Below are 23,620 nucleotides of genomic sequence, written 5' to 3'. Positions count from 1 at the left end.
CAGGGAGAGGCTTTGCGTATGCTTGGGGCTGCACAACTAATTGAACAAGACGAGGCATGAGTATTGAGAATGAAATATATAATTCGGCTACAATGTAGGGAGTAATCAATTAACCACAACAGTACCACAGTAAAACCAGCTTCGGACTCGCCTTCCTTCGCTCCCTGGCAAATGCCTATTTTTGCCGGCCCACCTCCCGGCTCCCTGCATGTCGCAACGTTTACTGGTGATTCTGACGGGGCTGCTGCTGCTCCTGGCGCTGGGTTCCTACGTGTACTACCGCCGCACAGTGGCCCGCACGCCCGTCGACCCCTGGGCCCTGGTGCCCGACGATGCGGCCGTGGTGATGATGACGCGGGACCACCCCACGCTGGTGCGGCACCTGAAGGAAACCCAGCTCTGGGACGACCTGACGGCCGTGCGCTATTTTCAGCAAGTAGAAGACCACCTGGCCCTGGCCGACAGCCTGGCCGGCGGGCGTAGCGTGCTGCTACGCTTTCTGGGGCGCAAGCGGGTGCTGACTTCCCTGCACGTTACTGGGCCCGGCCGCTTCGACGTGCTGTTTCAGGTGCCCATTGGGAGTGTGCGCGAGTACCGGCAGGTGCGGGGCCTGGTGGAAGGCATGGGCCGCGACGGCCGCTTCGAGGTAAGCACCCGCATCTACCAGGGCCATTTGTTTACGCAGGTGCGCCCCCGCGACGGGGGCGAGGGCCTGACCTTGTTCAACTACCGCAACCACCTGCTGCTGAGCGCCAACGCCGCCCTGCTGGAAGCCGTGGTGCGTCGCCTGGAGCGCCCCGACCAGCCCACCGTGGCGGCCGAGTTTCAGGGCACCGACTACTTCCAGCTCAAGGACGTGGACGCGACGCTGCTGCTCAACCAGCGCCGCCTGCCCCAGCTGCTGGGCGTGTTTTTCCGGCAGGAGCTGGGCCCCGAGCTGACGACCGTGGCCAGCCTGACCCGCAACGACCTGTTGCAGCTGCGCCTGGCCGGCAACAAAGTGGTGCTGACGGGCTTTGCCAACCCCGAAACAGCCCGCGACGGACTGCACCAGCTCTTGCGCGGGCAGCCGGCCCAGCGCCTGGGCATGGCCGAGGTGCTGCCCCTGAGCACGGCCCTGCTGGTGCACGTGGGCCTGGGTCCGGCCGCCGCCCTGCGCGGCCCCCGCTCGGCCCTGCTACCCGACTCGCTGGCCCCGGAAGCCGTGGGGCTGGTAGATAGTCTCACGAGTGCCCTTGGCCAGGAAGTGGGCCTATGCTACCTCACTACTCGCACGGCCCGGCAGCGGCCCGGCAAGCTGGCGGTGGCCTATTGCGCCAATCCGGGCCGGGTGAGCCGGCTGCTGGGGAGGCTGCGCCGGGCCACGGGCACCAGTCCGGGCTTTGGGCGGGTGGGGCCTTTCCAGCTGTACCAGGCGGGTGTGGCCGAGCTGCCCCAGCGGCTGCTGGGGCCCATGTTCCGTGGGTTTGCGGCGCCCGTGGTAGCGCAGGCGGGCAACTACGTGGCGTTTGCCGACAACGAAGCCGCCGCACGGCAGTGGCTGCAGCAGGTGGCCGCCGGGGAGGTGTGGAGCCGCTCAGCCCCGCAGGTGGCTTTTCTGCAGGAAACCCAGCCCCTGGCCCGCCTGCGCGTGGTGCTGGACACCCGCAACTGCTGGAACCTGCTGCTGCGCGGCTTGCAGGAAGAGCGTCGGGCCGGCCTGCTCCGCAACGAAGCCTTGTTTAAACGCTTTCCGCAAGTGGCCCTGCAATGGGTGCCGGCTCCTAATGAACAAGAACCCGGAGCCCAGTACTTCGCCCAGCTGGTGCTGCGCCATCCGGTGGTGGGCCCCGCCGTAGCCCGGCCCCAAAACCAGAACGGCACGGGCAGCGTGCTGGCCTTCAAGGTGCCGCTCAGCGCCGGCCCGGCCCTGCTGCCCGTCGGTGGAGCCCGCCTGCCGGGCGTGCTGGTACAAGACACGGCCCAGGTGCTGCACTACGTCACGCCCGACAACGTGGTGGCCTGGTCCGACACGCTGCCGGGGCCGCTGGTGGGGGCGCCCTACCGCCTGCCCGGCGGCACGGGCATGCTGCTGGCCACGCCGGGGCAGCTGTTTCAGTACGACGGCCGGGGCCAGCTCCAGCCTAACTTCCCGCTTAACCTTCCCGACACTGTGCGCGCTACTTCCCTGAGCGTGTCGCCGGCCGGGGCGGGGCAGGCGCGGCGCCTGCTGGTGGCAGGCGCCAGCAGCAACCTGTTTTTGTACGACACGCAGGGGCGCACGTACGCGGGCTGGCAGCCCAAGCAGCTGGAGTTTCGGCTGGCCGCCGCGCCCGAATACCTGAGCGTGGCCGGCCGCGACGTGGTGGTGGTGCTGCTGGAAAATGGCTACGTGTACGCCTACAACCAGGCGGGCGGGGTGTACCCAGGCTTCCCCATCAGCCTGGGTGCCCGCCTGGCCAGCGGGGCGGTGGTGGAGGCCGGCACCACGCTCCGCCGCACCCGCCTTACCGTCGTTACCCAGCACGGGGAGTTGGTAAGCTTCAACCTGAGCGGCGACATCGTGGCCCGGCGGCGCGTGGCCACCTGGAGCCGCAACTCGGTGTTTCGCCTGGTGGCCGATCAGCAGCGGCGCGGCCTGGTGGTGGTGCGGGAAGAAGGCGGCCGGCTGGCGTTGTTTGACGCCGATGGGCGGCAGCTGCTCACGCAAAACTTCGTAACCTCGGCACCCAAGCCAGTGCAGTTCTTCGACTTCGGCGGCGGGCGGCGCGTGTACGCCATTGCGGAGCCCGGCCCCGGCAAGGTCTACCTCTACGACGCCCGCCTGCGCCTCATCGGCGGCCAACCCTTCGACCTCTCCACGCCTGAAATCAGCCTCACCTTCGACCCCGGCACCGCCACCTACCACCTCTTCCGCATCGTCGGGCAGGAGCTGCGCCGCACGGAGTTGAAGCTTGGAAATGAGCCAAGGCCTGGCGGCAGACTTGCCAGCGGAGCTGGCGCGTCTGCCCGCCGATAAATGGGGCCAGTCTCCCGACTGGCGGCCGCCAACGGCGGCCATCAGGCGTCAGGGCCGCATGAACTGGTAGTGGGCCAGAAAGATGTAACGCGAAGTTTCACTTCGCGAGATACTAGAACGACCGGTTCTGGACCGTTCCAACGCCTCGCGAAGTGAAACTTCGCGTTACCGTCTTGTGCAGCCGGCCCAAGCGGCGCGGTGCCGCATGGCCGCTTTCAGCGGCCGCCAGTCGGGAGTCTGGCCCCATCCCCCGGCGGGCAGACGCCTCGCCTCCGGCGAGAAGTCTGCCGCCGGGGTCACCACCTCACCGCTCACTACCTCACCGATTCGTCAGCCAGCCTTTGCGGTAGAAGTAAGTAAGCTGCCCGATGACGACCACTAGCATAAACGTAATAACGCCCACGTAGCCCCAGGGCGAGTACAGCTCGGGCATGTTCAGGAAGTTGGTGCTGCCGTCGGGGTTTTCGCGCGAGAAGTTCATGCCGTAGACGCTGGCAATGAAGCTCAGGGGAATGAAGATGCTGCTGATGATGGTCAGCACTTTCATCACCTCGTTGGCGCGGTTACTCTGGTCCGACATGTAGAGGTCGATGAGGCTGCTGACGGTTTCGCGGTAGCTCTCGGCCAGGTCCAGGGCCTGGATGGCGTGGTCGTAACAGTCGCGGAAGTAGGTTTTGATGTCCTCGGGCACGTCTTCCTCGGGCATGCGCAGCAGTTCGGCAATCTTGTCGCGCTCCGGGTACACCAGGCGGCGGAAGCGCACGATGTCTTTCTTGATTTGCAGGATGCGGTTGAGCACCCGCCTATCCGAGCGGCCCCGGAAAATGCGCTCCTCCAGTGTTTCGAGGTAGTCGCCGATGGAGGCCATGGTGGGGTAGTAGTGGTCGAGCACCACGTCGGTGAGGGCGTAGGCCAGGTACAGGGGCGAGCGGCGGCGGCTGGAGCTGCGGGTGGAGCGCAGGCGGAGCCGCACGGCGTCGAGGCAATCCTCGTAGTCGTCCTGAAAAGTCAGGATGTAATTGGGGCCGGTGAAGATGGAAAGCTGGTCGTCGTCGATTTCCAGCAGCGTTGTAAACTCGGTCATGCGCGACACCAGGAAGAAGCCCTCCTCGCTTTCTTCCACCTTGGCCCGCTGGTAGTCGCCCAGCACGTCTTCCATCTGTAGCGGGTGGATGCGGAAGTCGTGCTGCAGGCGCTGCATCAGCTCCAGGTCGCCGTAGCCGCGCACGTCCACCCAGTGCTTCAGCTCGGGGTGAGCCCGCATAAACTGCAGAAGCTGGTCGTAGCTGCTGTACTCGCCTTCGGTGAAAAAGTCGTCGCTGTACGAAATCAAAAACAGCCGGGGCGGCAGGGCACCTTCCCGAATAACGAGCGTGCCGGGGCGCTGCCCCACGGTTTGCTCCCGAGCCTGGCGCGTGGCATTGCGGTCGGCCACGCCGCTATCGGCAGACTGCGGGAGGTCGTCCTCGTCAGGTAAAGCAACGGGCGGCGACGAGGAGGAGAGGGGAGCAGAAGCGTCGTTGAGAGGCGTCATGCGGCAAGGTGTTTACGGGGCGATGTACGCAAAATCGGAAGAAAAACTAAACTGAAGGCCTGTGCCACCCAGCAGGCCGGCTGGGCGCAACAACCGGAAGCGTTGGGTCGCGGGCGGCCCCGGCCCGGCAACGCAAACATACGGCCCGCCGCTTCCAGGCCCGGCCAGACCCCGGAAATTCCTCGTAATTTCGCCCCTGCCGTACCAAACCCGCGCCCGTTGCCGTTGCTCGCCGCTCTTGTTTCTTCCTTGCCGGGGCCACTGGAGCCGGGCGGCCGGTACCAGGTGCGGCAACTGCCCGCCGCGGCCGCCGCCCCGGTGCTGCCGCCGGCCTACGAACCGTTTCTGTACCTGACGCCGGCGCACCTGGCTTTGCAGCGCCACGCGGGGTTGCAGGCAGCTTTCTTTCTGGAAGATACGCACACGGGCCACACCGTCGCGCACTTGCCCGTGTTCGGGGACGAGGCGGGGCAGGCGGCCCGCAGCCCCTGGCAGGCGCCGTTTGGGGCGGTGCAGCTGGCCCCGGAGCTGCCCACGGAGGTGCTGGCGGCATTTCTGGAGGAAGTACACCGGCAGCTGGCGGCCCGCGGGGTGCGGCGCCTCATGCTGCGGCCCTATCCCTTCGCCTACGCCCCCGCCGCCAGTGCCCGCCTCACCCACGTGCTCACGCGCCTGGGCTACCGCGTGGCCCTGGCTGAAATCAACAACCACCTGCCCTGCGCGGCTGATTTTCGGGCCCGCCTGCACCCGTCGGAGCGGCGGCGCCTGCACAAGTGCGAGCGGCACGGCCTGCGCTTCGAGCAGGAGCCGCCGCTGCTGCTGCCCTGGGCCTACGAGTTTCTGAGCCGCTGCCGCCAGGAGAAAGGCCAGGCGCTGTCCTTGCCCCTGGAGCGTCTGCAAGAGTTGTTTCAGCAGTTCCCCAACCAGCACTTTCTGTTTTCGGTGCGCAATGCCCAGGGCGAGTGGGCCGCCCTGACGGTGGCCATCCTGGTCGGCAACGGGGTGCTGTACAATTTCTATCCGGCTAGCCCGCTGGCTTATAATGCTTTCAGCCCGGTGGTGCTGCTCAACGCTGGCTTGCACGCCTTCTGCCAAGCCAGTGGCCTGCGCCTGCTCGACCTGGGCACGTCCACGCTGCCCGAGGGACTGAATCAGTCCCTGCTCCAGTTCAAGCGCCACCTGGGCGGCGTGCCCAGCCTCAAACTCACGTTTGAGCGGGAGCTGTGAGGGGAGCTGCAAAGGGAGCTGCAAGCTATAAGCTGCAAGCAGTTTAGCCGTGGTAGCAAGGTGAGAGTTTTGTTTCACCACCCAAAACTAAAGCTATGAGCTACTGAAGTGGCTTGCAGCTCCCGATTTAGGCTTGCGGCCTAAAAGCACGTAGCTTGCGGCTTGCAGCTTACAGCTTACAGCTTGTAGCTAAAAAAAATGCCTGTATCAACTTCCCAGCCTGAGTCCCGGTCGATGGTGGCGGCGCGGTTTCTGCGTGGGTCGGTGGGCTCGGGGGTGGCGGTGGGGGCGCGCACGGCGGGGGCGCTGCTGCTCAACAAGCTGCTGGCCGTGTACGGCGGGCCCGGCGGCCTCACGCTGCTGGCCCACTTCCAGAACCTGATGGCCCTGTTCACCACCCTGCCCAACGACGGCGTGCACGTGGGTGTGGTGAAGTACCTGGCGCCCCTGCGGCCGAACTCGGGGCGGTACCGGGCCTGGCTGGGAGCCGGGCTGGTGCTGAATGCCGGGGCCCTGCTGCTGAGTGGCCTAGCCCTGCTGCTGGCGCCGGGGCAGCTGCTGGGTTTGTTCGGCACTGGGGCCGGCTGGGGCCTGACGCTGCTGCTGGGCCTGGGGCTGCTCACGGCCTACGCCTTCGTGGGAGCAGTGCTGCTGGCCGCCGGCCGCCTACGGGCCTACGTCGGCCTGACGGTGCTGCTGAGCGCCCTGGGCGTGGGGGCAGTGGCCGGGGCGCTGGGCCTGGGCTGGTCGGTGCCGGGCGCGTTGCTGGCCTACCTGCTGGCCCAGGGCCTGACCGTGCTGCCGGCCCTGGTGCTGGCCCGCCGCGCCGGCCTGCTACCGTCGCTACGGCTCCGGCCGAGCCGGCTAGCGGTGCGGCAGCTGGGCCGGTTTCTGCTTATGGCCGTGAGCGTGCTGCTATTCAGCAAAGCCGTGGACTTTGGCTTGCGCGAAGTCCTGATTCGGCAGTTCAGCCTAGCCCAAACCGACTTGTGGCAGGCCGTAGCCAAGCTGTCCGACAACTATACCATGGTGTTTTCGGCTGTGATGGGTAGCGCGTACTACCCTCGGCTGGCGGCACTGAGCGGACAACTCGGCCAGCGTCGCCGACTGGTGCGCACGGTGCTGGTCGTGGTGGCCGCCGCTGCGGCCCTGGGCTTAGGGCTGCTGTGGCTGCTGCGCGGCTGGCTGCTGCCGCTGCTATTTACGCCGAGCTTCGCCGCGGCCGGGTTTCTGCTGGCCCCTCAGCTGCTCGGCGACTGGGCTAAGTTCCTGACCTGGACGCTCCTGTTTCAGCTCACGGCCCAGGCCCAGGTGGGGCGCTACGTGGCCGTGCAGGCTGCTTCGGCGGCCCTGCTGGCCGGGCTGCTGGCCCTGCTGCTGCCCCGCTACGGCCTGCTGGGCGCCCCGCTGGCCCACGCCGCGCGGTTTGGGCTGGTACTGGCCTGGGGGTTGTGGTACTTCCGGCGGGAGCTGTGGTAGAGCGTAGTTGAACCGTCATTCCAAGTAGGGCGAGGAAGGACACGCGGCGCGGTGTGGTCGGGGCCAGGGCACGTATCTTGCGCCGCTATGCACACTCCCGAGCCGGACCAGCCCCTCGTCACCATCGTGGCCCTATGCTACAACCACGGCCGGTTTCTGGAAACGGCCCTGGATTCCATCCTGGCCCAGACCTACCCCCGCCTGGAAGTGTGGCTAGTAGACGATGCCAGCACCGATGGCAGCGCCGAGGTGCTGCGGCGCTATGCCGCGGCGCACCCGCACTGGCACCTGCTGTTACTGCCCCAGAACGTGGGTAACTGCCGGGCCTTCAATCAGGCTCTAAGCCGTAGCCGGGGCGAGTTCGTTATTGACTTCGCCACCGATGATGTACTGCTGCCCACCCGCGTGGCCCGGCAGGTGGCGGCGTTTCAGCAGGCGGGTCCGCGCTGCGGCATGGTGTACTCCGATGCCGAGTTGATTGACGAGCAGGACCGCCACGTGCGCTACCACTTCCGCCGCGACGCCCGCGGCCTGCACCCGCGCCCCGCCTCGGGCCTGGTGTTTGCCGACGTGCTGGCCCGCTACTTCATCAGCACGCCCACCATGATGATGCGCCGCGCCACCCTGCTGGAGCTGGGCGGCTACGACGAAGCCCTGGCTTACGAGGACTTCGACTTCTGGGTGCGCGCCGCCCGCGACTGGGAGTTTCACTTTCTCGATGAAGTCACCACCCAGAAGCGCCTGCATCCGCAGTCCATGTCGAGCCGCGGCTACCGCCCCCACGACCCTTACCTGCGCTCCACCATCCGCGTCTGCCACAAGGCCCTGGCCCTGTGCCGCACCGAGGCCGAGCGCGACGCCCTGGCCGTGCGCGTGCGCTGGGAGCTGCGCCAGGCCGTCCGCCACCGCAACCTCCCCGAAGCCCGCGACTTGTACCAGCTGCTGCGCCAGCTGCGCCGGGTGCAAGTAGTGGATTGGTTGTTGGGAGTGGTGGTGAGGCGGTTAGTAGGAAGGTGATGAGATGGGGAGGTGAGCCGCAGGAACGGCAGCCCCAGCGGGGCGGCATGTCGGTAGAAACCATCCGGTAATAATAATTTAGAGCCCCAGCGGGGCGACACCCAATCGGCCGCAGATGGTGGTGTCGCCCCGCTGGGGCTTTGACGGTCTAGCGGGCAGACTTTACTACCGATATGTCGCCCCGCTGGGGTTGCCGTTCCTGCGGCTCACCTCCCCATCTCATCACCTTCCTACTAACCGCCTCACCACTTCACCTCATACAATTCCACTTTCCCATACTGCTCCACGAGCCGGCGGCGGGGGTACCAGCTGAGCACAGAGTCGGGGGAGTAGCGGATGAGCTTGCGGGTGAGTTCGTCGTTGGTGAGGGTGCTGCGGTTGAGCAAAAGCCAGGCCCGCTCGCCGGGCGCTAGTTGCACCGAGTCGCGGGCCCAGAAACGGCGGTAGCGCAGGCCCGGCGGCACTCGGAAGCTGTAGTAAAAGTCGTAATTGCCAATCAGGTAGTCATCCACGAACACCACGCCCTGAGCGGCCGGGGCTGTGAGGTGGCCGCGTATCACTCGCTCCTGGGCGAAGTGCGAGGACACCGACGGTTTCTGCATAAAGTACACTGGCCGCAGGGCCAGGCTGCCGGCCAGTACCAGCAGCGTAAGGGCCACCAGCGCCCCAGTGCCCGGCCGCAAGGCCGCGGGCCAGAAGCGGCGGCCCTGCCCCAGGCCCACCGCCAGCCAGTACAGTCCCAGCGCCCCGTACACCACCGACAGGCTGTTGTGCAGCCACGCGGCGGCGCCCAGCAGCAGGGCGCCCACGCCGGCCGCCGCGCGACCCGTGCCCTCCAGCAGCACGTGGCGCAGGCCGAAGCCCGCGGCCAAGGCCAGAGGTGGCAGCAAGGGCGTGGTCATGCGCGGCAGCAGGGTGATGGGGTTGTACTGGCTGAACGAGGTACTGCCCAGCCAGTAGAACGCCAGGGTGCTGCCCGCCAGCGCCAGCCAGAACTGCCGGTCTGGCCCGGTTTCGGGTGCTTCCGAGGCTAAAACAGGGCCGGGGCGCCTGGCGGCCACCGCCGCCAGCACCAGCATAGGCGCCAGGCCGATGCTTACGAAAAACGCCAGCGGCTGCCACGTCAGGCGGGCCACTAGGGCTGCGCGGTTGCCGAGCAGGTAGTTGCCTTCTTTCAGAAACTCGTTGGTGCGCTCAATCAGGTGGAGGCGGTACAGGGCATCATCCGTAAACACCTGATAAAACCCCAAATAGATTACCAGCAACGCTGCTCCCGAACCCACTGCTACGGCCCAGAACCGCCCGTGGCGGCGCCGACGCAGGTCGAGAACTAGCACGCCCACGTAGAAAGGCAGGTAGTAGATGATGGTTTCCTTGCTGAGCAGGGCGGCGAAGTTGAGGCCCGCAAACAGCAGCCCCCAGCGCCCCGGCTGCTGCCGCCCCGGCCGCCGCCCGCTCAGCAGCGCCGCCGCGCAAGCCAGGCACCAGAACATCAGAATGTTGTCGGGATAGAGGTAGTTGGTGAGGTTGAGGGTGAAGTAGTGCAGCCCCAGCAGCAGCATGGCCCCGGCCGCTACCACCGGCTCGCGCCGCCCGTACAGCCGCCACATCAGCACCGCGCAGCCCAGCGTGGCCAGCAGGGGCCAGAGCGTGGTGCTGATGATGTTGACGCCCAGCAAGGCATACAAGCCCGCCACTGGCCCAAAAATCAGGAACCGCTCCTTCAGCGGGTCGTGGAGCAGGCCCAGCGGGTCGGGCTCCACCCGAAACGTGCCGCTGAGCAGCTGGTGGGCATAACGGGCGTAGAAATAATCGTCCAGGGCATACAGCCCCTCATGCGTCAGGAAGAAGTACGCTACGGTAAACGCCGCCACAAACAGCAGCGCCCACGTAGCCAGGCCGGGTCCAGTTCGATTCACGGATGCAAATTAGGGACTTAGGGTCTTGGGGACTTAGGAGCTTAGTTGATGTTCTGTCGTGTCACATGTCAATACTGGTTGGTTAGCCTTGCGTTACAATATGGCTTGGGGGCTTAGTTGATGTTCTGTCATCTGAGGCGGTAGCCGAAGGAGCTTATGCCCGCTAAACGAGTCGTTGTTGAGCCTTCTGTTCAGTTGCCAGTCGTTCTGGCGTGAGCAGGTCCTTCGCTAAGCGGACGTCGGATAAAGGATGACAGCTGAAATCGAACATCATCTAAGCCCCTAAGCCCCCAAGACCCTACGTCCCTAACAAGCCCCTAACTCCCTACCTTGCGGCTCATGTTGCGCCGTTTCCTGCTTTTGCTGCTGCCACTCTTGTTTTTGCTGCTGAGCGGCGCGGGGCTGGGCGCTTACCTTGAAACCAACGACGACCTGACCATCGTGGGCCTGCTGCGGGGCACTTCAGCCGCCGCACCCGTCACCGACTTGCACCTGTACTTCCACGGCTACGCGGCGGTGTGGGCGGCGCTGTACCGCTCGGCGCCGATGGTGCCCTGGTACGCGCTGACGCTGTATGGGCTGCTGTATGCGGCCACGGTGCTGGGAGGTGCGGTGCTCGAAAAGCTGCTGCGCGGGAGGCTGCCGGGGGCGGGGCTGGTGGCTTTTCTGGGGCTGTTTTTCGGGGTGGCGTGGCTGGAGCACGGCTTCTGGTTTAGCTACGTGCGGGTGCCGGTGCTGCTGGCGGGGGCCGGGGTGTTATTCGCGGCTCAGCGCACCCCGGCCCGATGGGCGTTGGTGCTGGGGCTGCTGGCCTTCGGACTGGCCTGGCTGGTGCGGCCCAGCGCCGCGGTGCTGGGCGCCGTGGTGGCCGCGCCGGGGGCGTGGTGGCTGGCCGGGCGCCGGGCCGGGCCGGTGCTGGGCGGAGCCGCCGCCTGGAGCCTCCTCGGAGCCCTGTGCCTCCACCTCACCTGGAGCCCCGAAGCCGCCACCTTCCGCCGCCTCGACGTGCTCAAATCCAACCTGTTGGACTTCCAGCTGACCGCCCCACCCGCGCAACCTCTTACCGCCCAGGATAGCCTGGCCCTGGCCGCCGCCCACCGCTGGATGCTGGCCGACTCGACGCTGGTAAACGAGGCTTTTTTCCGGCGCGCAACGCCCATCCGCCCGGCTTATTTCCTCGCCCACACTGCCCCCGGCAAGCTCACGGCCACTGTAACCCAACTGGCCCGCGACTATTTTCCGCTGCTGCTACTGCTGCTGGCTACCTGGGTGCTGGCGGCCCGGCAGCGCAGCACGGAGCGCGGGTTTTGGCTGGTGCAGCTGGCCTACGTAGGCCTAACACTGGGCGTAGGCACGGTGCTCAAGCTGCCGCCCCGCCTGGCCCTGCCGCTGCTCGATTTGTGGGTGCTGGGCAATGTGGTATACGTATTTCAACTGCCGGCCTTGGAGCCGACGCGGGCGGCGCGGGTGCTGCTGGCGGTGCTGGCCGTAGCCGCCGTCCCGTATGCTTACAAAACCGCACACCGCCGCGTGGTGCTAGCGCAGGAACAGCAGCGCAACCGCACCGAGCGGCAGCGCCTGCAACACGTGGCCGGCCGCTCGGCGCTGCTCGTGTCCGATGCCTGGGAGCCTACCTTCAAAGCCGAGTCCCCGTTCAACGACGGGCCCGCGCCGCCGCTGGCTACGTACACGCTGCCTGTACTCGACCTGCAGCGGCTGGCGGTGGCCGGCTGGCACACTCTGCACCCTTCGCAGGCGGCCCTGCGCCAGCAGCTCACCGGCACCCGCGACTTCACGGAGGCTCTGCGGCGGCTGGGCGGCCGGCCCGGCGTGGCCTGGGTGCTTACGCCGGAAGCAGCGGCCATTCTTAACCGGCAGCTGGCGCTGCGGCCCGCTTCCGGGCAGCCACTGCGGGTGCTGGTGCCGGTGCAGCCTGATTCAGGGCGGGCTGAGCGGGCCCAGCTGTATCAAATGCGTACAAAATTCCCGCATTAAGGATGTAAAGCCAAAATTTTGTGCCCGCTTTCGGACTTAATTCTCCAGCCTCGGGGTAGCGAGTATATACCTTTGGCCATCCCTGTTTTCCCTTTTTTTCCGGCTTCGCCATGATTACCGCCTCTATGACTTCTCGTGCGGAAGTGCTTCAGTACTTGGAGCCCTTTTTGCGTTCCAATCTCGGCTCGTTTCTCAAAAGTGTGGAGAGCAGCTGGCAGCCCACCGATTTTTTGCCCGATTCCCGCCTCGACAACTTTTTCGACCAGGTAAAGCAGCTGCGGGAGCGGGCCAAGGAGTTGAGCTACGACCTGCTGGCCGTGCTCATCGGCGACACCATCACCGAAGAAGCCTTGCCCAACTACGAGGCTTGGTTTCATCAGCTCGACGACCTGGGGCGCGACCCCAACAACGGCTGGGCCCAGTGGATCAGGGGGTGGACGGCCGAGGAAAACCGCCACGGCGACCTGCTCAACCGCTACCTCTACCTGTGCGGGCGCGTCAACATGCGCGAGTTTGAGGTCAGCACCCAGTACCTCATTGCCGATGGCTTCGACCTGGGCACGGCCCACGACCCGTACCGGGCCTTCGTGTACACCAGCTACCAGGAAACGGCCACCAACCTCTCGCACCGCCGCGTGGGCATGCTGGCCCGCAAAGCCGGCGACGACCAGCTCTCCAAAATCTGCGGCATGATTGCCGGCGACGAAACCCGCCACGCCCGCGTCTACAAAACCTTCGTGGAGAAAATCTTTGAGGTGGACCCCTCCGAGATGATGCTGGCCTTCGAGGACATGATGCGCAAAAAGATTGTGATGCCCGCCCACTACATGCGCGAGCTGGGCGTGGAGATGGGCAAAACCTTCGGCCACTTCACCGACGCCGCCCAGCGCCTGGGCGTGTACACCAGCCACGACTACACCGACATCCTCGACACGCTCATCAAAGACTGGAAAATCGACCAGATAACCGGCCTGAACGGCGCCGCCGAGAAGGCCCGCGAGTACATTATGGCCCTGCCCAACCGCCTGCGCCGCGTCGCCGACCGGATGCCCGTGCCCAAGCTGGAATACAAGTTCAAGTGGATTGAATAGCCGTCATGCCGAGCAAAGCGAGGAATCTGAATTGGCTTCAAGCAAGCCGCTCAAACCTGCTGACCACAACGCCAAAAGCCGCCGCAACTGCTGGTTGCGGCGGCTTTTTTGTGCCAAGGTTGGTGATACATCGAAGTTGTTTACCCGAAAGTCTACCGCCGCTCCACTTTGCAGATAAAGCAGCAGGCTTCCGAGTTGCGCACGTGTAGAAACGCCACTTCCGGGCGCGTGGCAAATACTTGTTCGATGCGCTGGTCGATGTCCTGGTCGCCTACCTGCTCGGTGTACACCATGTGCTCAGCAGCGGAGTAGCCCAGCAACGACAGTGGGAAATGTACTTTGTCGGCCTTGATTTTGGGTGGGAAGCGGTGTACATCGGTGTACGGAGCCACGGCTTCGGCCGAAATAAAGATGGGGCCGGTTTCGGCGTAGGGGCTGGCCTGGGAAAACGGTGAATAGGCGGCTAGAATGCGCATATCGACGCCCACCGTAAACGGCCGCAACGACACGCGGCACGGCCCGCGCCCGGTAGCTGGCACGGCTTTCAGCGGGTGGCCGAAGTCGTCTTGCCTGGTTTGACGCAGCCGCGCGGCCCAGGCGGCGTCCACGGGCACAATTCTAAAGTTTGACATGGCGATTAGCAAAGAGGTAAAAGAAAAATGCTCCTTGCAAATTGCCCACTGGTCGGCGCCATGGCCACCCGATTCTTGCTCACTTCACGTAGGCGGTTTCCAATTCCAGGTGGCCGCGTACCCGCGCTGCTTCCCAGCCAATCAGGGCCACTTTGCGGGTGCTGCCCCAGCGGTACTGGCCCAGCTCGCCGGTTTGCCGAATTACCCGGTGGCAAGGAATGAGGTAGCCCACCGGATTATCGCCGACGGCACTGGCCGCCGCCCGCACGGCCCGCGCGTGTCCGGCCTGAGTTGCCAGGCCTGCGTAGGTGGTCAGGCACCCCTCCGGAATCCGCAGCAGCGCCTCCCAGACTTTTACCTGAAACGGTGTGCCCTTTAGGTGCAGGTGAAGCCGGTCGGCGGCCGTAAACTCGTGGCGAAAGAAGCGGGCCACCTGCTCGTGCACGGGTTGCGCGTGCGGGAGCAGCATAGCCTGGGGCCACTCACGGCGCAGCTCAGCCACGGCCGCCGCATCGTCGTCGCCACTGAACGTCAGCTTGCAGATGCCTTTAGCCGTGGAGGCCACCAGGTAGCGCCCAAACCGGCTTTCCCCGAAGCTATAGGCAATGTGCAGGGCCGCGCCGCCCTGGCGGTACTCGCCCGGCGTCATGGCCTCCAGGCTCACAAACAGGTCGTGCAGGCGGCCCGCGCCCGATAGGCCGGTTTCGTAAGCGGCGGCCGCTACGGAGTGCTCCTGCCGGAGCAGGGCTTTGGCGTAGTCTAGGCTCAGGTACTGCAAAAACTTCTTCGGCGACACGCCGGCCCACTCCTGAAACTTACGCTGAAAGTGAAACGGGCTCCAATGCGCCTGGTCGGCCATGCCCTCCAGGTCGGGCTGGGCCTGAAAGTTGGCCTGGATGTAAGCAATGGCTTGGGCAATCCGGTGGTAGTCAGTCATGGCAACGGCACGGCAAACGTCTTGATTTAGCCCAAGATACCCGCGCGCTACCAGGCCCACCACCCGAAACTTGCTGGGTTTCTAGCTCTATTCTGCCTCACCCCAACCCCTACGCCGCTTAATGTGCGGAATAGAAAGGGGGCTCTAGCTCTGGTTTGTAGCTTGATGTTCTATCCTGTGTCGACTACCCCTAACCCCGCCTTTTTATCGAGAAGGGAAAACTAGCTCCTCCGCTCTTGTCTTAAATACCGCCAAGTATTTCAAAAGCCTTGCAACATATGGAAAAGGAAAAGCCCCATTTCCGGTCAGGAAACGGGGCTTTTTGCGCTAATGCAGCACAATCAGACTACTGGCCGTTCGTCACGGGACCCATAACGAAGCGGCCATTGGCGTCAAGCGTGTATTCTACGCTGCGGGTGCCACCGGCAGTGGTGCTGCCAGCGGTAGTAGCACCAGCCGTACCGGCGGCGTCCGTGCTGCTGGCCACCGGGAAGGTGCGCACCAGCTTGTTGCCTTGAATCCGGTAAGTGTCCTGGCCGGAGTAGCCGATGCCCGCCGAGCCGGCCGGCGTGCCGGGAAGCGTGACGGGCGTGTAGCCCCGCTCCCCAAACTCAAAAACGTAGAGGCCGCCGTTGGCTTTCTTGTTGTCGGTCATCACATACAGTTCCGGCTTGCCGTTGCCGTTCAGGTCGCCGGTGGCCACGTCGGTAACCGCGCCGCTGATGTCGGTCCGAATCGGGTCGGTAGTTTGGGCTGCGCCCCGGTAGGAGCGGATGCTGGCTACGCGCTGGTCCTGCGAGCCGTAGGTTTTCACGGTGAATCGGAAGTTCCCCTGCGTTACTTCGCGGTTGAAGCTTACGTCGCTTTCCTCTACCGTAGGGGACGTAGGTACCGAATCAGCCGAGGAAGTTTCGCTGGCTATGGGCCGCGCCGAGTCGCAGGCCGTGAGCGAAGCAGCCAGCACGCCGCCGGCTAAAAGCACAGAAGAAAAAGCAGAAATTCGCATGACAGTGAGGTGAAAAAGGGAAACAAATGGTGCTTTAACCAGATTGCGAATACCAGTCAAAGAGCCTGGGGAGAGACTGCCCGATGTAAACGCAAGTATACCGATAGAGTTGTAGTTTCTCCGTTATCGGTAGGTTGTTTGCTCACTGCCTTATACTTACGCCATGCAGAGTAGTTTCGCAGGAAGTCGTGTCACGCCAAGGCACCCGCAACGTAGCGGCTCTGCCCCGCGCCAGGGTCCTACGGCACCACCTGCACGCCTTTCCAAAAGGCCACCCGCCCCCGAATGTGTCCGGCCGCTTCTTTAGGGTCGGGGTAGTACCAGGCGGCATCCTTGTTTAGCTCACCGTTTACGCGCAGAGAATAGTAGCTGGCCCGGCCCTTCCAGGGGCAGGTAGTGCCGGCAATGCTGTCCTCGAAGTATTCCCGCTTCAAGGAATCGGCCGGAAAGTAGTGGTTGTTTTCTACCACTACCGTGTCGGGGCTTTCCGCCACCACCGCGTTGTTCCAAATGGCTTTCATAGGTATTGGTTTTCGTGGTTTGTCGTTGGTTTTTCGACGGAACAGAGCCGTTGAGGCGTCCGTCCAAAACATAGCAGGGCTGTCTTATGACTTTCCAGATAGCCTCAGTCAATGGAATAGAAGCCGGGCCACACAGCCTACGAAAAACCAAAAACGACAAACGAAAAACTAACTCTGTAGGCGCGTTGTTCTTAGAACTCATCCACATTCGCTATGTCCGCAGGCTTTCGTTTTCGGGACTACGTGCCCGAGGAGTCGGGTGAGAAAGGCTTCGACTCCCTTTTCAAGATATTTATGCAGCTGGTTACCATCACCAGCGGCGACGTGGGCGAGGCCTTATCGTGGCTGAACGAGCTGGATAAGCAGTACGGCCTCACCGACGACGAGTACGGCATGGGCAACTTCATCGAGGACCTGAAAAAGAAGGGTTACATCGACGAAGACCCGCAGGAGCAGGGTGCTTTCACCATCACGGCCAAAAGCGAGCAGCAGATTCGCAAGTCGGCGCTGGAAGAAATCTTCGGTAAGCTCAAAAAGTCGGGCCAGGGCAACCACCACACCCCGCACACCGGCCAGGGCGACGAGCAAAGCACCGACATGCGCGAATTCCGCTTCGGCGACTCGCTCGACCAGATTTCCATGACCGAGAGCATCCGCAATGCCCAGCTCAACCACGGCCTCTCGGGCGAAGACTTCCTGCTGACCGAAGGCGACCTGGAAGTGCGCGAAAACGAGCATAAGTCGCAGACCAGCACCGTGCTCATGATTGACATCTCGCACTCCATGATTCTGTACGGCGAGGACCGCATCACCCCGGCCAAGAAGGTAGCTATGGCCCTGGCCGAGCTGGTGAAGCAGAAATACCCCAAGGATTTTCTGGACGTGCTGGTGTTCGGCAACGACGCCTGGCAGATTGAGGTGAAGGACCTGCCTTACCTGCAAGTGGGGCCTTACCACACCAACACCGTGGCCGGCCTGGAGCTGGCCCTGGACCTGCTGCGCAAGCGCAAAACGCCGAACAAGCAAATCTTTATGATTACGGACGGCAAGCCTACCTGCCTGAAGGAAGGCAACGGCTACTACAAAAACTCCTTCGGCCTGGACCGCAAAGTGGTCAACAAAACCCTGAACCTGGCCGCCGCTGCCCGCCGCCTCAAAGTGCCCATTACCACCTTCATGATTGCCGACGACCCGTATCTGCGGCGCTTCGTGGAGGAATTCACCGAAGTAAACCAGGGCAAGGCGTACTACTCGTCGCTGAAGGGGCTGGGCCACCTGATTTTTGAGGACTACAAGCGCAATCGGCGTAAGTCGTTGTAACCCCACTCGCATATTACTCTGGAACCTCACCCCCTAGCCCCCTCTCCAAAAGAGAGGGGGAACTAGCAACCCCACCCCAACCCCTCCCCAAAAGGGAGGGGCTCTAGTCCTAACTTTCTAGCGTAGAGCTACAAACTAGTTCCCCCTCTCTTTTGGAGAGGGGGCTAGGGGGTGAGGTCCACCATCCACACAATTCTCTTTTCCGTACCCTATACATGACCCGACCCGACATCCGTACCCTGGGTGCCCTTAAGCAGTCCGGCTACCAGCCGCGCAGCGTCAAGCAAGAGCTGCGTGACAATCTGATTCAAAAACTCCGAAACAAAGAAGAGGTGTTTCCGGGCATTTACGGTTACGAGGAAACCGTCATTCCCGAGCTGCAGCGCGCCATTCTGGCCGGCCATCACATCAACCTGCTGGGCCTGCGCGGCCAGGCCAAAACCCGCATTGCCCGCCTGCTGGTAGGCCTCTTGGATGAGTACGTTCCGGTGGTGGAAGGCTCCGAGCTGAACGACGACCCCCTGCAGCCGCTGTCGGTGTATGCCCGCAACCTGATTGAAGTGCGCGGCGACGAAACCGAAATCACCTGGCTGCACCGTAACGAACGGTACACCGAAAAGCTGGCTACGCCCGACGTGTCGGTGGCCGACCTCATCGGCGACGCCGACCCCATCAAAGCCGCCACGCTCAAGCTGCCGTACTCCGACGAGCGGGTGATTCACTTCGGGCTGATTCCAAGGGCCCACCGCGGCATCTTCGTCATCAACGAGCTGCCCGACTTGCAGGCCCGCATCCAGGTGTCACTGTTCAACATTCTGCAGGAAGGCGACATTCAGATTCGGGGCTTTAAGGTGCGCTTGCCGCTGGATATTCAGTTCGTCTTCACGGCCAACCCCGAGGACTATACCAACCGCGGCTCCATCGTGACTCCGCTCAAGGACCGAATCGACGCCCAGATTATTACGCACTACCCTAAAAGCATCGAAATCGGTAAGCGCATCACCAAGCAGGAAGCCCGCATCCGCGAGGAGCAGCGCGGCCTGGTGACCACCAACGAAATCGTGCACGACCTGGTAGAGCAGGTGGCCGTGGAAGCCCGCGGCTCCGAGTTTGTAGATGCCAAGTCGGGCGTGTCGGCCCGCCTCACCATTTCGGCCTACGAGCAGGTGGTGGCCGGGGCCGAGCGGCGGGCCCTCATCAACGGCGAAAAGCAAACCTACGTGCGCGTAGCCGATTTCATTTCGGCCGTGCCTGCCATTACGGGCAAGGTGGAGCTGGTGTACGAGGGCGAGCAGGAGGGAGCTGGTATCGTGGCTGAAAAGCTCATGGGAAAAGCCGTCCGCACCCTGTTCCTGAATTACTTCCCCGACCCTGACAAGGCCAAGAAGCTCAAGAACCGCCCCAGCCCGTACAAAACCGTGCAGGAGTGGTTCGGGCAAGGCCACACCGTCGACATCCTGCACGATGCATCCACCACGGACTACCGCACGGCCCTGGACCAAGTGCCCGGCCTGCGCGACATCGTGAAGGAGCTGCACCCCAACGAGGACGCCGAAACCACTTACTTCCTGATGGAATTCCTGCTGCACGGCCTGGCCGAGTACAGCCTGATTTCCCGCAACCGCCTCATTGCCGGCGCCCAGTTCAAAGACCTGCTAAGCAGCATGTTCACCATGCCCAGCTTCGGCGAGGATGACGACGAGGACGAAGACGAGCGGCCCCAGCGCGGCCGGAGAAGATAATCCAGCCCGCCTGTCATTCCGACGCAGCAGGAATCTGAGTTAACATTCTGCATAATAACTCAGATTCCTCCTGCGTCGGAATGACAACCTAAGCGCCCCGCGTACCGAAAGGTGCGCGGGGCGTTTGCGTATCAGAGAGAAGCGCCCCTTGGCATTGCAAATAGGGTAGTTGGGAAAGTAGACGAAAAACGTGGAGCCTCAGCCGGGTGCACTCTAGACTTCGACTCTGTCGCCAAAAAATAGCTTCCCGCTTATCCAACACAAAAGCCGTTCTGCGCTATGCAGAGCGGCTTTTGTGTAATGGTGATGATAAAGCCCGGGCCGGTTACGTACGGATCTGGCGGGCTTTGGCTTCGTTCTTGGCCGATTTCAGGCGCAGCTCACGAGCCTTTAGCTCTTGTTTCTCGCTTTTGGCGCGCAGCTCGGCTTCCTGGGCTACGCGCTTTTGTTCTTCTACGCGCCGCTCTAGCTCCTGCACTTGCGGATCGTTGGAAACGGCGCTGCCATCCAGCACGGAGCAGCTTACACTAAGGAAAAGGACAGCCAAGGCAGCTGGCAGGCGAAAACCGGAACGCAGTATCATAGCAGTGGAAGTTATGTGGTATGCTTCTGCTTACGATATTGACTTTCAAATAGTTAAAGACGAGCTGATTGCGCTTGAGTGCCAGCGCGGGCTGAGCGGGCAGCAGGACGAAGTCAACGTTAGATAACCGCCGCCGGAAACTGGTGGCAGCCGCCCTGGCACACCGCAGCCAGTGAAGCCGGGAGGGCACCGTGTAGGGCGCTGCCGACTTTCCGTTGGCAGAAAGGGCAGGCGTGCAGGTCGCCGTCGGTGTCTACGTACACAAACCGGTCGGCGGCCCCACTGCAACCCATGCGCCGCTGGTGGTAGCCGTAGTAATGCACAATGGGCCAGTCGAGGTAGGCGTCGTCCTGGTTGAGGCGGTGGTAGAATTCTTCCAGCAACGTGAGCTGGGCGGGGCTCAGGTCTACATCCTGCCCGGCGTAGTGGCCCGTGGCGCGGGGCTCCAGCACGTGAATGAAGGTGGCACCCAGGTGGCGGGCCAGCCGGGCGTAGGCCAGCAGGTTGGCTTCGGTGGTAAACTCGCGGGTAGCGCACAAAGTCAGGCACACCACCAAGCCAGCAGCGTGGGCGTGCACTGCCGCCTGCACTGCCGCCGCAAAGGCCTGGCCGGAGCCCCGGAAAGCGTTGTGCCGGGCCGGGTCGTGGTGGTCGAGGCTGATGGAAACGCCGGTAAGCCCAGCCTGGCGGAGCTGGCGGGCGTTTTCGGCGGTGAAGTGGAAGCCCGACGTAAACACCCAAAAGTCGGTGCCCGGCCGGGCCTGCCGTAGCACGGCCAGCAGGTCGGGCATCCGTAGCATGGGCTCCCCGCCGCTAAACAGGATTTGGGTGACGCCGCGGGCCTGGAATTCCCGCACCATCGAGTGCACATCGGCCACCGACAGTTTCTCGCGCTGGTTCAGGGCGTCCCACTCAAAGCAATGCTCACAAGCCAGAGGGCACTTTTTGGTGATGGCCAGAAACACCATCTGCAGCGTGGGCCCGGCCGCCCGAAACGGTACCAGCCGGTGCAGGGTAGTAGCCAGAAAGCTGGTATAGGCCGCCGAGGGCCAGCCCGGCGTCTGGAACTCGCGGTAGTAGCGGCCGGCCACGCGGGCCACTTTACGCACGCGCAGGGGGCCGTAGTACTGCCGCCGCAGCTCCCGAATCTGGCGTACGGCCTGGCGCAGCTGGCCGGGCCGGTGCAGGTAGCGTAGCACCGTGCCGAAATCGACCAGCCCAAACACGGCCCGAAGCGCCGCCCGCCGCCACCCCGACTGCACCACCGTAGGCGGCAAAGCCGCGGCTGGCACCGCAGTGGCAGATTCGGCCGGCGCGGCCGCCGGCAGGTAGTGCAGCTCCGGAATAAGAACTTGTTCTATCATAAAGGGAAGGCAGATTTAAAGAGGAGGTTTCTCCGATTTGGAGGTTGGAATAAGCGAACATCTCACGTGCTAATGATAAACCGTCCTGCTGAGCTTGTCGAAGCATCTCTCCCGCTTCGTTGCAATGCTAATCAGTTGGTCAGCGGGGGAGCTGCTTGCCTGCGCCTCCGGCTCCGCGGACGCCAGATAGAGCAGGACAGGTACCACTCATGCGGTAGCACGGGCTTACTTGGCAGCTACGGCCATCTGCTGGTACGACTGGCGGTACTTTTCCTTGGAAAACTCAATGAAGCGACCGGGACGCTGGAAAGAATACAGCTCGGTTACGTCGGGCAGGCCCTGGTACTGGCGGATGGGCTCGTAGTAGCCCTTGGTATGCAGAAAGGCGGTGGTGCGCCGGGCCGGGGCCGCCGCCGGCAACCCGGCCGGCCGGTACGTGAGGCGTACTTCGGTGCCTGCCTGGAGCTGGCGCAGGTAGGTGTGGTCGTCGTGCAGGAGGGCGGGGCGCTGGTCGCGGCCGTGCTCGTCGCGGGCAGCGTGGGGGGCGCAGCGGGTCAGGCGTACGGGCAGGTTGGGGCTGAGGTCGAGAGCGGCGTAGTCGACCTCCCAGAACATAAACCCGGTTTCGAGCTTCACCTGCACCGGGCCCGGTGCCACGTCGGCCAGGGGGAGGGGTACCACCAGGTCGCGGTAGGCCAGGGGACCCACCGGTGGAATGTGGTCCACCACCTGCCAGCCGTGGCGGGTGCGCACCGATACTGTCAGCGGAATACCTTGGTCCAGCGCCCATTGCTGCAGCTTCTGGGGCGACTCGTGCTGCTGGGTGGCGGCCCAGTCGTTGTAATAGGAACCGAATTGCTTGGTGAACTCGCCGTACAGATAATCCAGCCACAGGGAGTTTTGGGCCCGCAGCACCAGCTTGCCCTGCCGGGCCCGGCCGGGGTTGGCAAACGTCAGCAGCACGCTGTTGGGCCTGGCGCCCGGCGTGGGCTCATCAAACATTACTACCCGCTTGTCCACGGCTGCCAGGGCGGGCACCAGCGCCGGGCCGCTTCCGGCCGTGGCCTGAACCGGGGCCAGCGACCGGGCCAGGGTGTGGGGCTGCCCCCGGCGGTCGAGCAGCACCCGGACGCTGTCGGGGTGCTCCACCACGCACAGCTCGGCCAGGTTGGTGTACTGCCGCTCGCGCAGCTCGTTGCTGATTTTCAGCAGGTACTCGCCCTCGCTGGTAGGCTGAAGACTCGGCAGGGGCATGTAGTCGTCGCGCTCCGACGGGGCGAAAATGGCGCCGCCGTAGGTTTCGCCCACAAACTGGTAACCCGTGCCATTGTGAGCGTATACAAAAGGACAAGAGCTTTTGGTGAGGGCAATGATGATAAACAAAAGCGCCACGACGCCGGCGGGAATGCCAATGTAAGAGAGTACGGTAGAAAGGTCATCTTCTTCCAGCACCTCCAGCCGCTGTATTGTCGACAACGGAATGTGTACCTGGCTGGCTTGGCCAGGCTGAAAATCAGAAATATACAGGTGCACAATGTTGAGCACCACCTGCTCGTCGCGGCCTTTGTAGCGCGGTGAGACATTGCGGCGGGGCGGGTTGAGGTAGGGTTGGGCCTGGGGCGTCACCTCCGACTTTTCTCCTTCCAGCTGCTCTCCGTTCAGGCGCGGATTGTTTAGCTGCCAGATGCTGTTGCCCTGATGAACTAAGAACAGCTTTTTATCGGCCAGCTTGGACAGCCGCTCCGGCTGCACTTCCTTAGGCCGGCTGTGGTAGTAGCTACAGTTGCTGAGCAGCGGCAGGTAGCTGAGCAGCAGCAGCCAGCCCAGCACCGCGCTGGCCCGGCGGCCCCGAAACCACGACAGGGTGCTAGTGGAAAATAAGAGAGAAGTAAACCTGGGCATACGGTGTGGGTAAAGCGTGAGAAGCGGCTCTAACGTACCGCCCCACACCTCGCTATGCCAAACTAACTTGCCTGTTTACCGGACTTTCTGCCAAAGCTGATATAGTAAGTAAGCAGTTGATAATTACAGAGTTGTATTACCTGAAAAGCGACTTTGCAAAGCAGGCCGCCAACGGCCAGCAAAAACCAAAGCCCGCCGAAGATTCGGCGAGCTTTGAGTAGTAAGTCACATAGAGCAGTGCTTCGGTTTAGCCTACCATCGGCGGGCAAGTGGTAGCGCATAAGGGTACAGTTTGGGCAGAAGGGCTTATTTAGTCCAGATGTTGGAAAAGAGCGGCAGCCGGCGGAAACGGA

The 23,620-nt window shown here is 63.5% G+C and carries 17 protein-coding genes; 8 read left to right on the top strand and 9 right to left on the bottom strand.

The features are described from left to right. Window positions 1-208 precede the first annotated feature (208 nt). Window positions 209-2,998 (top strand): hypothetical protein, encoded by a 2,790-nt coding sequence (locus tag OIS53_RS05865; RefSeq protein ID WP_264681468.1) that lies wholly within the window; start codon window positions 209-211, stop codon window positions 2,996-2,998. Window positions 2,999-3,317: 319 nt separating this feature from the next. Here the strand turns inward: OIS53_RS05865 and corA are convergent, their stop codons facing one another. Next, on the bottom strand, window positions 3,318-4,532 hold the full coding sequence (corA, locus tag OIS53_RS05860) for a magnesium/cobalt transporter CorA (RefSeq protein ID WP_264681467.1): 1,215 nt from the start codon (window positions 4,530-4,532) through the stop codon (window positions 3,318-3,320). A gap of 219 nt (window positions 4,533-4,751) precedes the next feature. On the opposite strand from corA, the gene OIS53_RS05855 reads away from it, so the two are divergent. From OIS53_RS05855 to OIS53_RS05845, 3 genes are all read left to right on the top strand, one after another. Continuing rightward, window positions 4,752-5,759: a GNAT family N-acetyltransferase gene (locus OIS53_RS05855; RefSeq protein WP_264681466.1), complete on the top strand. Its 1,008-nt coding sequence runs from the start codon at window positions 4,752-4,754 to the stop codon at window positions 5,757-5,759. A 198-nt stretch (window positions 5,760-5,957) separates the two neighbouring features. Next, the gene (locus OIS53_RS05850; protein WP_264681465.1) at window positions 5,958-7,238 is read left to right on the top strand and encodes an MATE family efflux transporter; all 1,281 of its coding nucleotides are present in this window, start codon (window positions 5,958-5,960) and stop codon (window positions 7,236-7,238) included. A gap of 87 nt (window positions 7,239-7,325) precedes the next feature. Then, on the top strand, window positions 7,326-8,255 hold the full coding sequence (locus OIS53_RS05845) for a glycosyltransferase (protein WP_264681464.1): 930 nt from the start codon (window positions 7,326-7,328) through the stop codon (window positions 8,253-8,255). Window positions 8,256-8,497: 242 nt separating this feature from the next. Here the strand turns inward: OIS53_RS05845 and OIS53_RS05840 are convergent, their stop codons facing one another. Beyond that, window positions 8,498-10,174, bottom strand: coding sequence for an ArnT family glycosyltransferase (locus OIS53_RS05840; protein ID WP_264681463.1), 1,677 nt, complete (start codon window positions 10,172-10,174; stop codon window positions 8,498-8,500). A 339-nt stretch (window positions 10,175-10,513) separates the two neighbouring features. On the opposite strand from OIS53_RS05840, the gene OIS53_RS05835 reads away from it, so the two are divergent. Both OIS53_RS05835 and OIS53_RS05830 read left to right on the top strand, forming a co-directional pair. Beyond that, window positions 10,514-12,169: a hypothetical protein gene (locus tag OIS53_RS05835; protein WP_264681462.1), complete on the top strand. Its 1,656-nt coding sequence runs from the start codon at window positions 10,514-10,516 to the stop codon at window positions 12,167-12,169. Between the two features lie 110 nt (window positions 12,170-12,279). After that, window positions 12,280-13,260 (top strand): acyl-ACP desaturase, encoded by a 981-nt coding sequence (locus OIS53_RS05830; protein WP_264681461.1) that lies wholly within the window; start codon window positions 12,280-12,282, stop codon window positions 13,258-13,260. A gap of 152 nt (window positions 13,261-13,412) precedes the next feature. Here OIS53_RS05830 and OIS53_RS05825 read toward each other — a convergent pair whose 3' ends face one another. From OIS53_RS05825 to OIS53_RS05810, 4 genes are all read right to left on the bottom strand, one after another. Then, window positions 13,413-13,892 carry a DUF1203 domain-containing protein gene (locus tag OIS53_RS05825; RefSeq protein WP_264681460.1) on the bottom strand — a complete coding sequence of 160 codons (480 nt, stop codon included), beginning with the start codon at window positions 13,890-13,892 and terminating at the stop codon, window positions 13,413-13,415. A gap of 79 nt (window positions 13,893-13,971) precedes the next feature. Continuing rightward, complete coding sequence (locus OIS53_RS05820; RefSeq protein WP_264681459.1) at window positions 13,972-14,829, bottom strand: methylated-DNA--[protein]-cysteine S-methyltransferase; 858 nt, start codon at window positions 14,827-14,829, stop codon at window positions 13,972-13,974. A 346-nt stretch (window positions 14,830-15,175) separates the two neighbouring features. Next, on the bottom strand, window positions 15,176-15,811 hold the full coding sequence (locus tag OIS53_RS05815) for a hypothetical protein (RefSeq protein WP_264681458.1): 636 nt from the start codon (window positions 15,809-15,811) through the stop codon (window positions 15,176-15,178). 263 nt (window positions 15,812-16,074) lie between these two features. Continuing rightward, window positions 16,075-16,356 (bottom strand): DUF427 domain-containing protein, encoded by a 282-nt coding sequence (locus OIS53_RS05810; RefSeq protein ID WP_264681457.1) that lies wholly within the window; start codon window positions 16,354-16,356, stop codon window positions 16,075-16,077. A 213-nt stretch (window positions 16,357-16,569) separates the two neighbouring features. Here OIS53_RS05810 and OIS53_RS05805 point away from each other — a divergent pair, with 213 nt between their 5' ends. After that, window positions 16,570-17,676 (top strand): vWA domain-containing protein, encoded by a 1,107-nt coding sequence (locus tag OIS53_RS05805; protein WP_264681456.1) that lies wholly within the window; start codon window positions 16,570-16,572, stop codon window positions 17,674-17,676. A 215-nt stretch (window positions 17,677-17,891) separates the two neighbouring features. After that, window positions 17,892-19,418: a sigma 54-interacting transcriptional regulator gene (locus OIS53_RS05800; protein ID WP_264681455.1), complete on the top strand. Its 1,527-nt coding sequence runs from the start codon at window positions 17,892-17,894 to the stop codon at window positions 19,416-19,418. A gap of 325 nt (window positions 19,419-19,743) precedes the next feature. On the opposite strand, the gene OIS53_RS05795 is transcribed toward OIS53_RS05800, so the two are convergent. From OIS53_RS05795 to OIS53_RS05785, 3 genes are all read right to left on the bottom strand, one after another. Next, window positions 19,744-20,001, bottom strand: a complete 258-nt coding sequence (locus OIS53_RS05795) for a hypothetical protein (RefSeq protein WP_264681454.1) — start codon at window positions 19,999-20,001, stop codon at window positions 19,744-19,746. A gap of 119 nt (window positions 20,002-20,120) precedes the next feature. Then, window positions 20,121-21,365 (bottom strand): radical SAM protein, encoded by a 1,245-nt coding sequence (locus OIS53_RS05790; protein ID WP_264681452.1) that lies wholly within the window; start codon window positions 21,363-21,365, stop codon window positions 20,121-20,123. Between the two features lie 225 nt (window positions 21,366-21,590). Further along, window positions 21,591-23,267 carry a hypothetical protein gene (locus tag OIS53_RS05785; protein ID WP_264681451.1) on the bottom strand — a complete coding sequence of 559 codons (1,677 nt, stop codon included), beginning with the start codon at window positions 23,265-23,267 and terminating at the stop codon, window positions 21,591-21,593. Window positions 23,268-23,620: the final 353 nt, after the last annotated feature.

Source organism: Hymenobacter sp. YIM 151500-1 (assembly GCF_025979885.1).
Classification (GTDB): Bacteria; Bacteroidota; Bacteroidia; order Cytophagales; family Hymenobacteraceae; genus Hymenobacter.
Note: the sequence above shows the minus strand (reverse complement) of the source record. Positions and strands in the feature narration are given on the sequence as shown.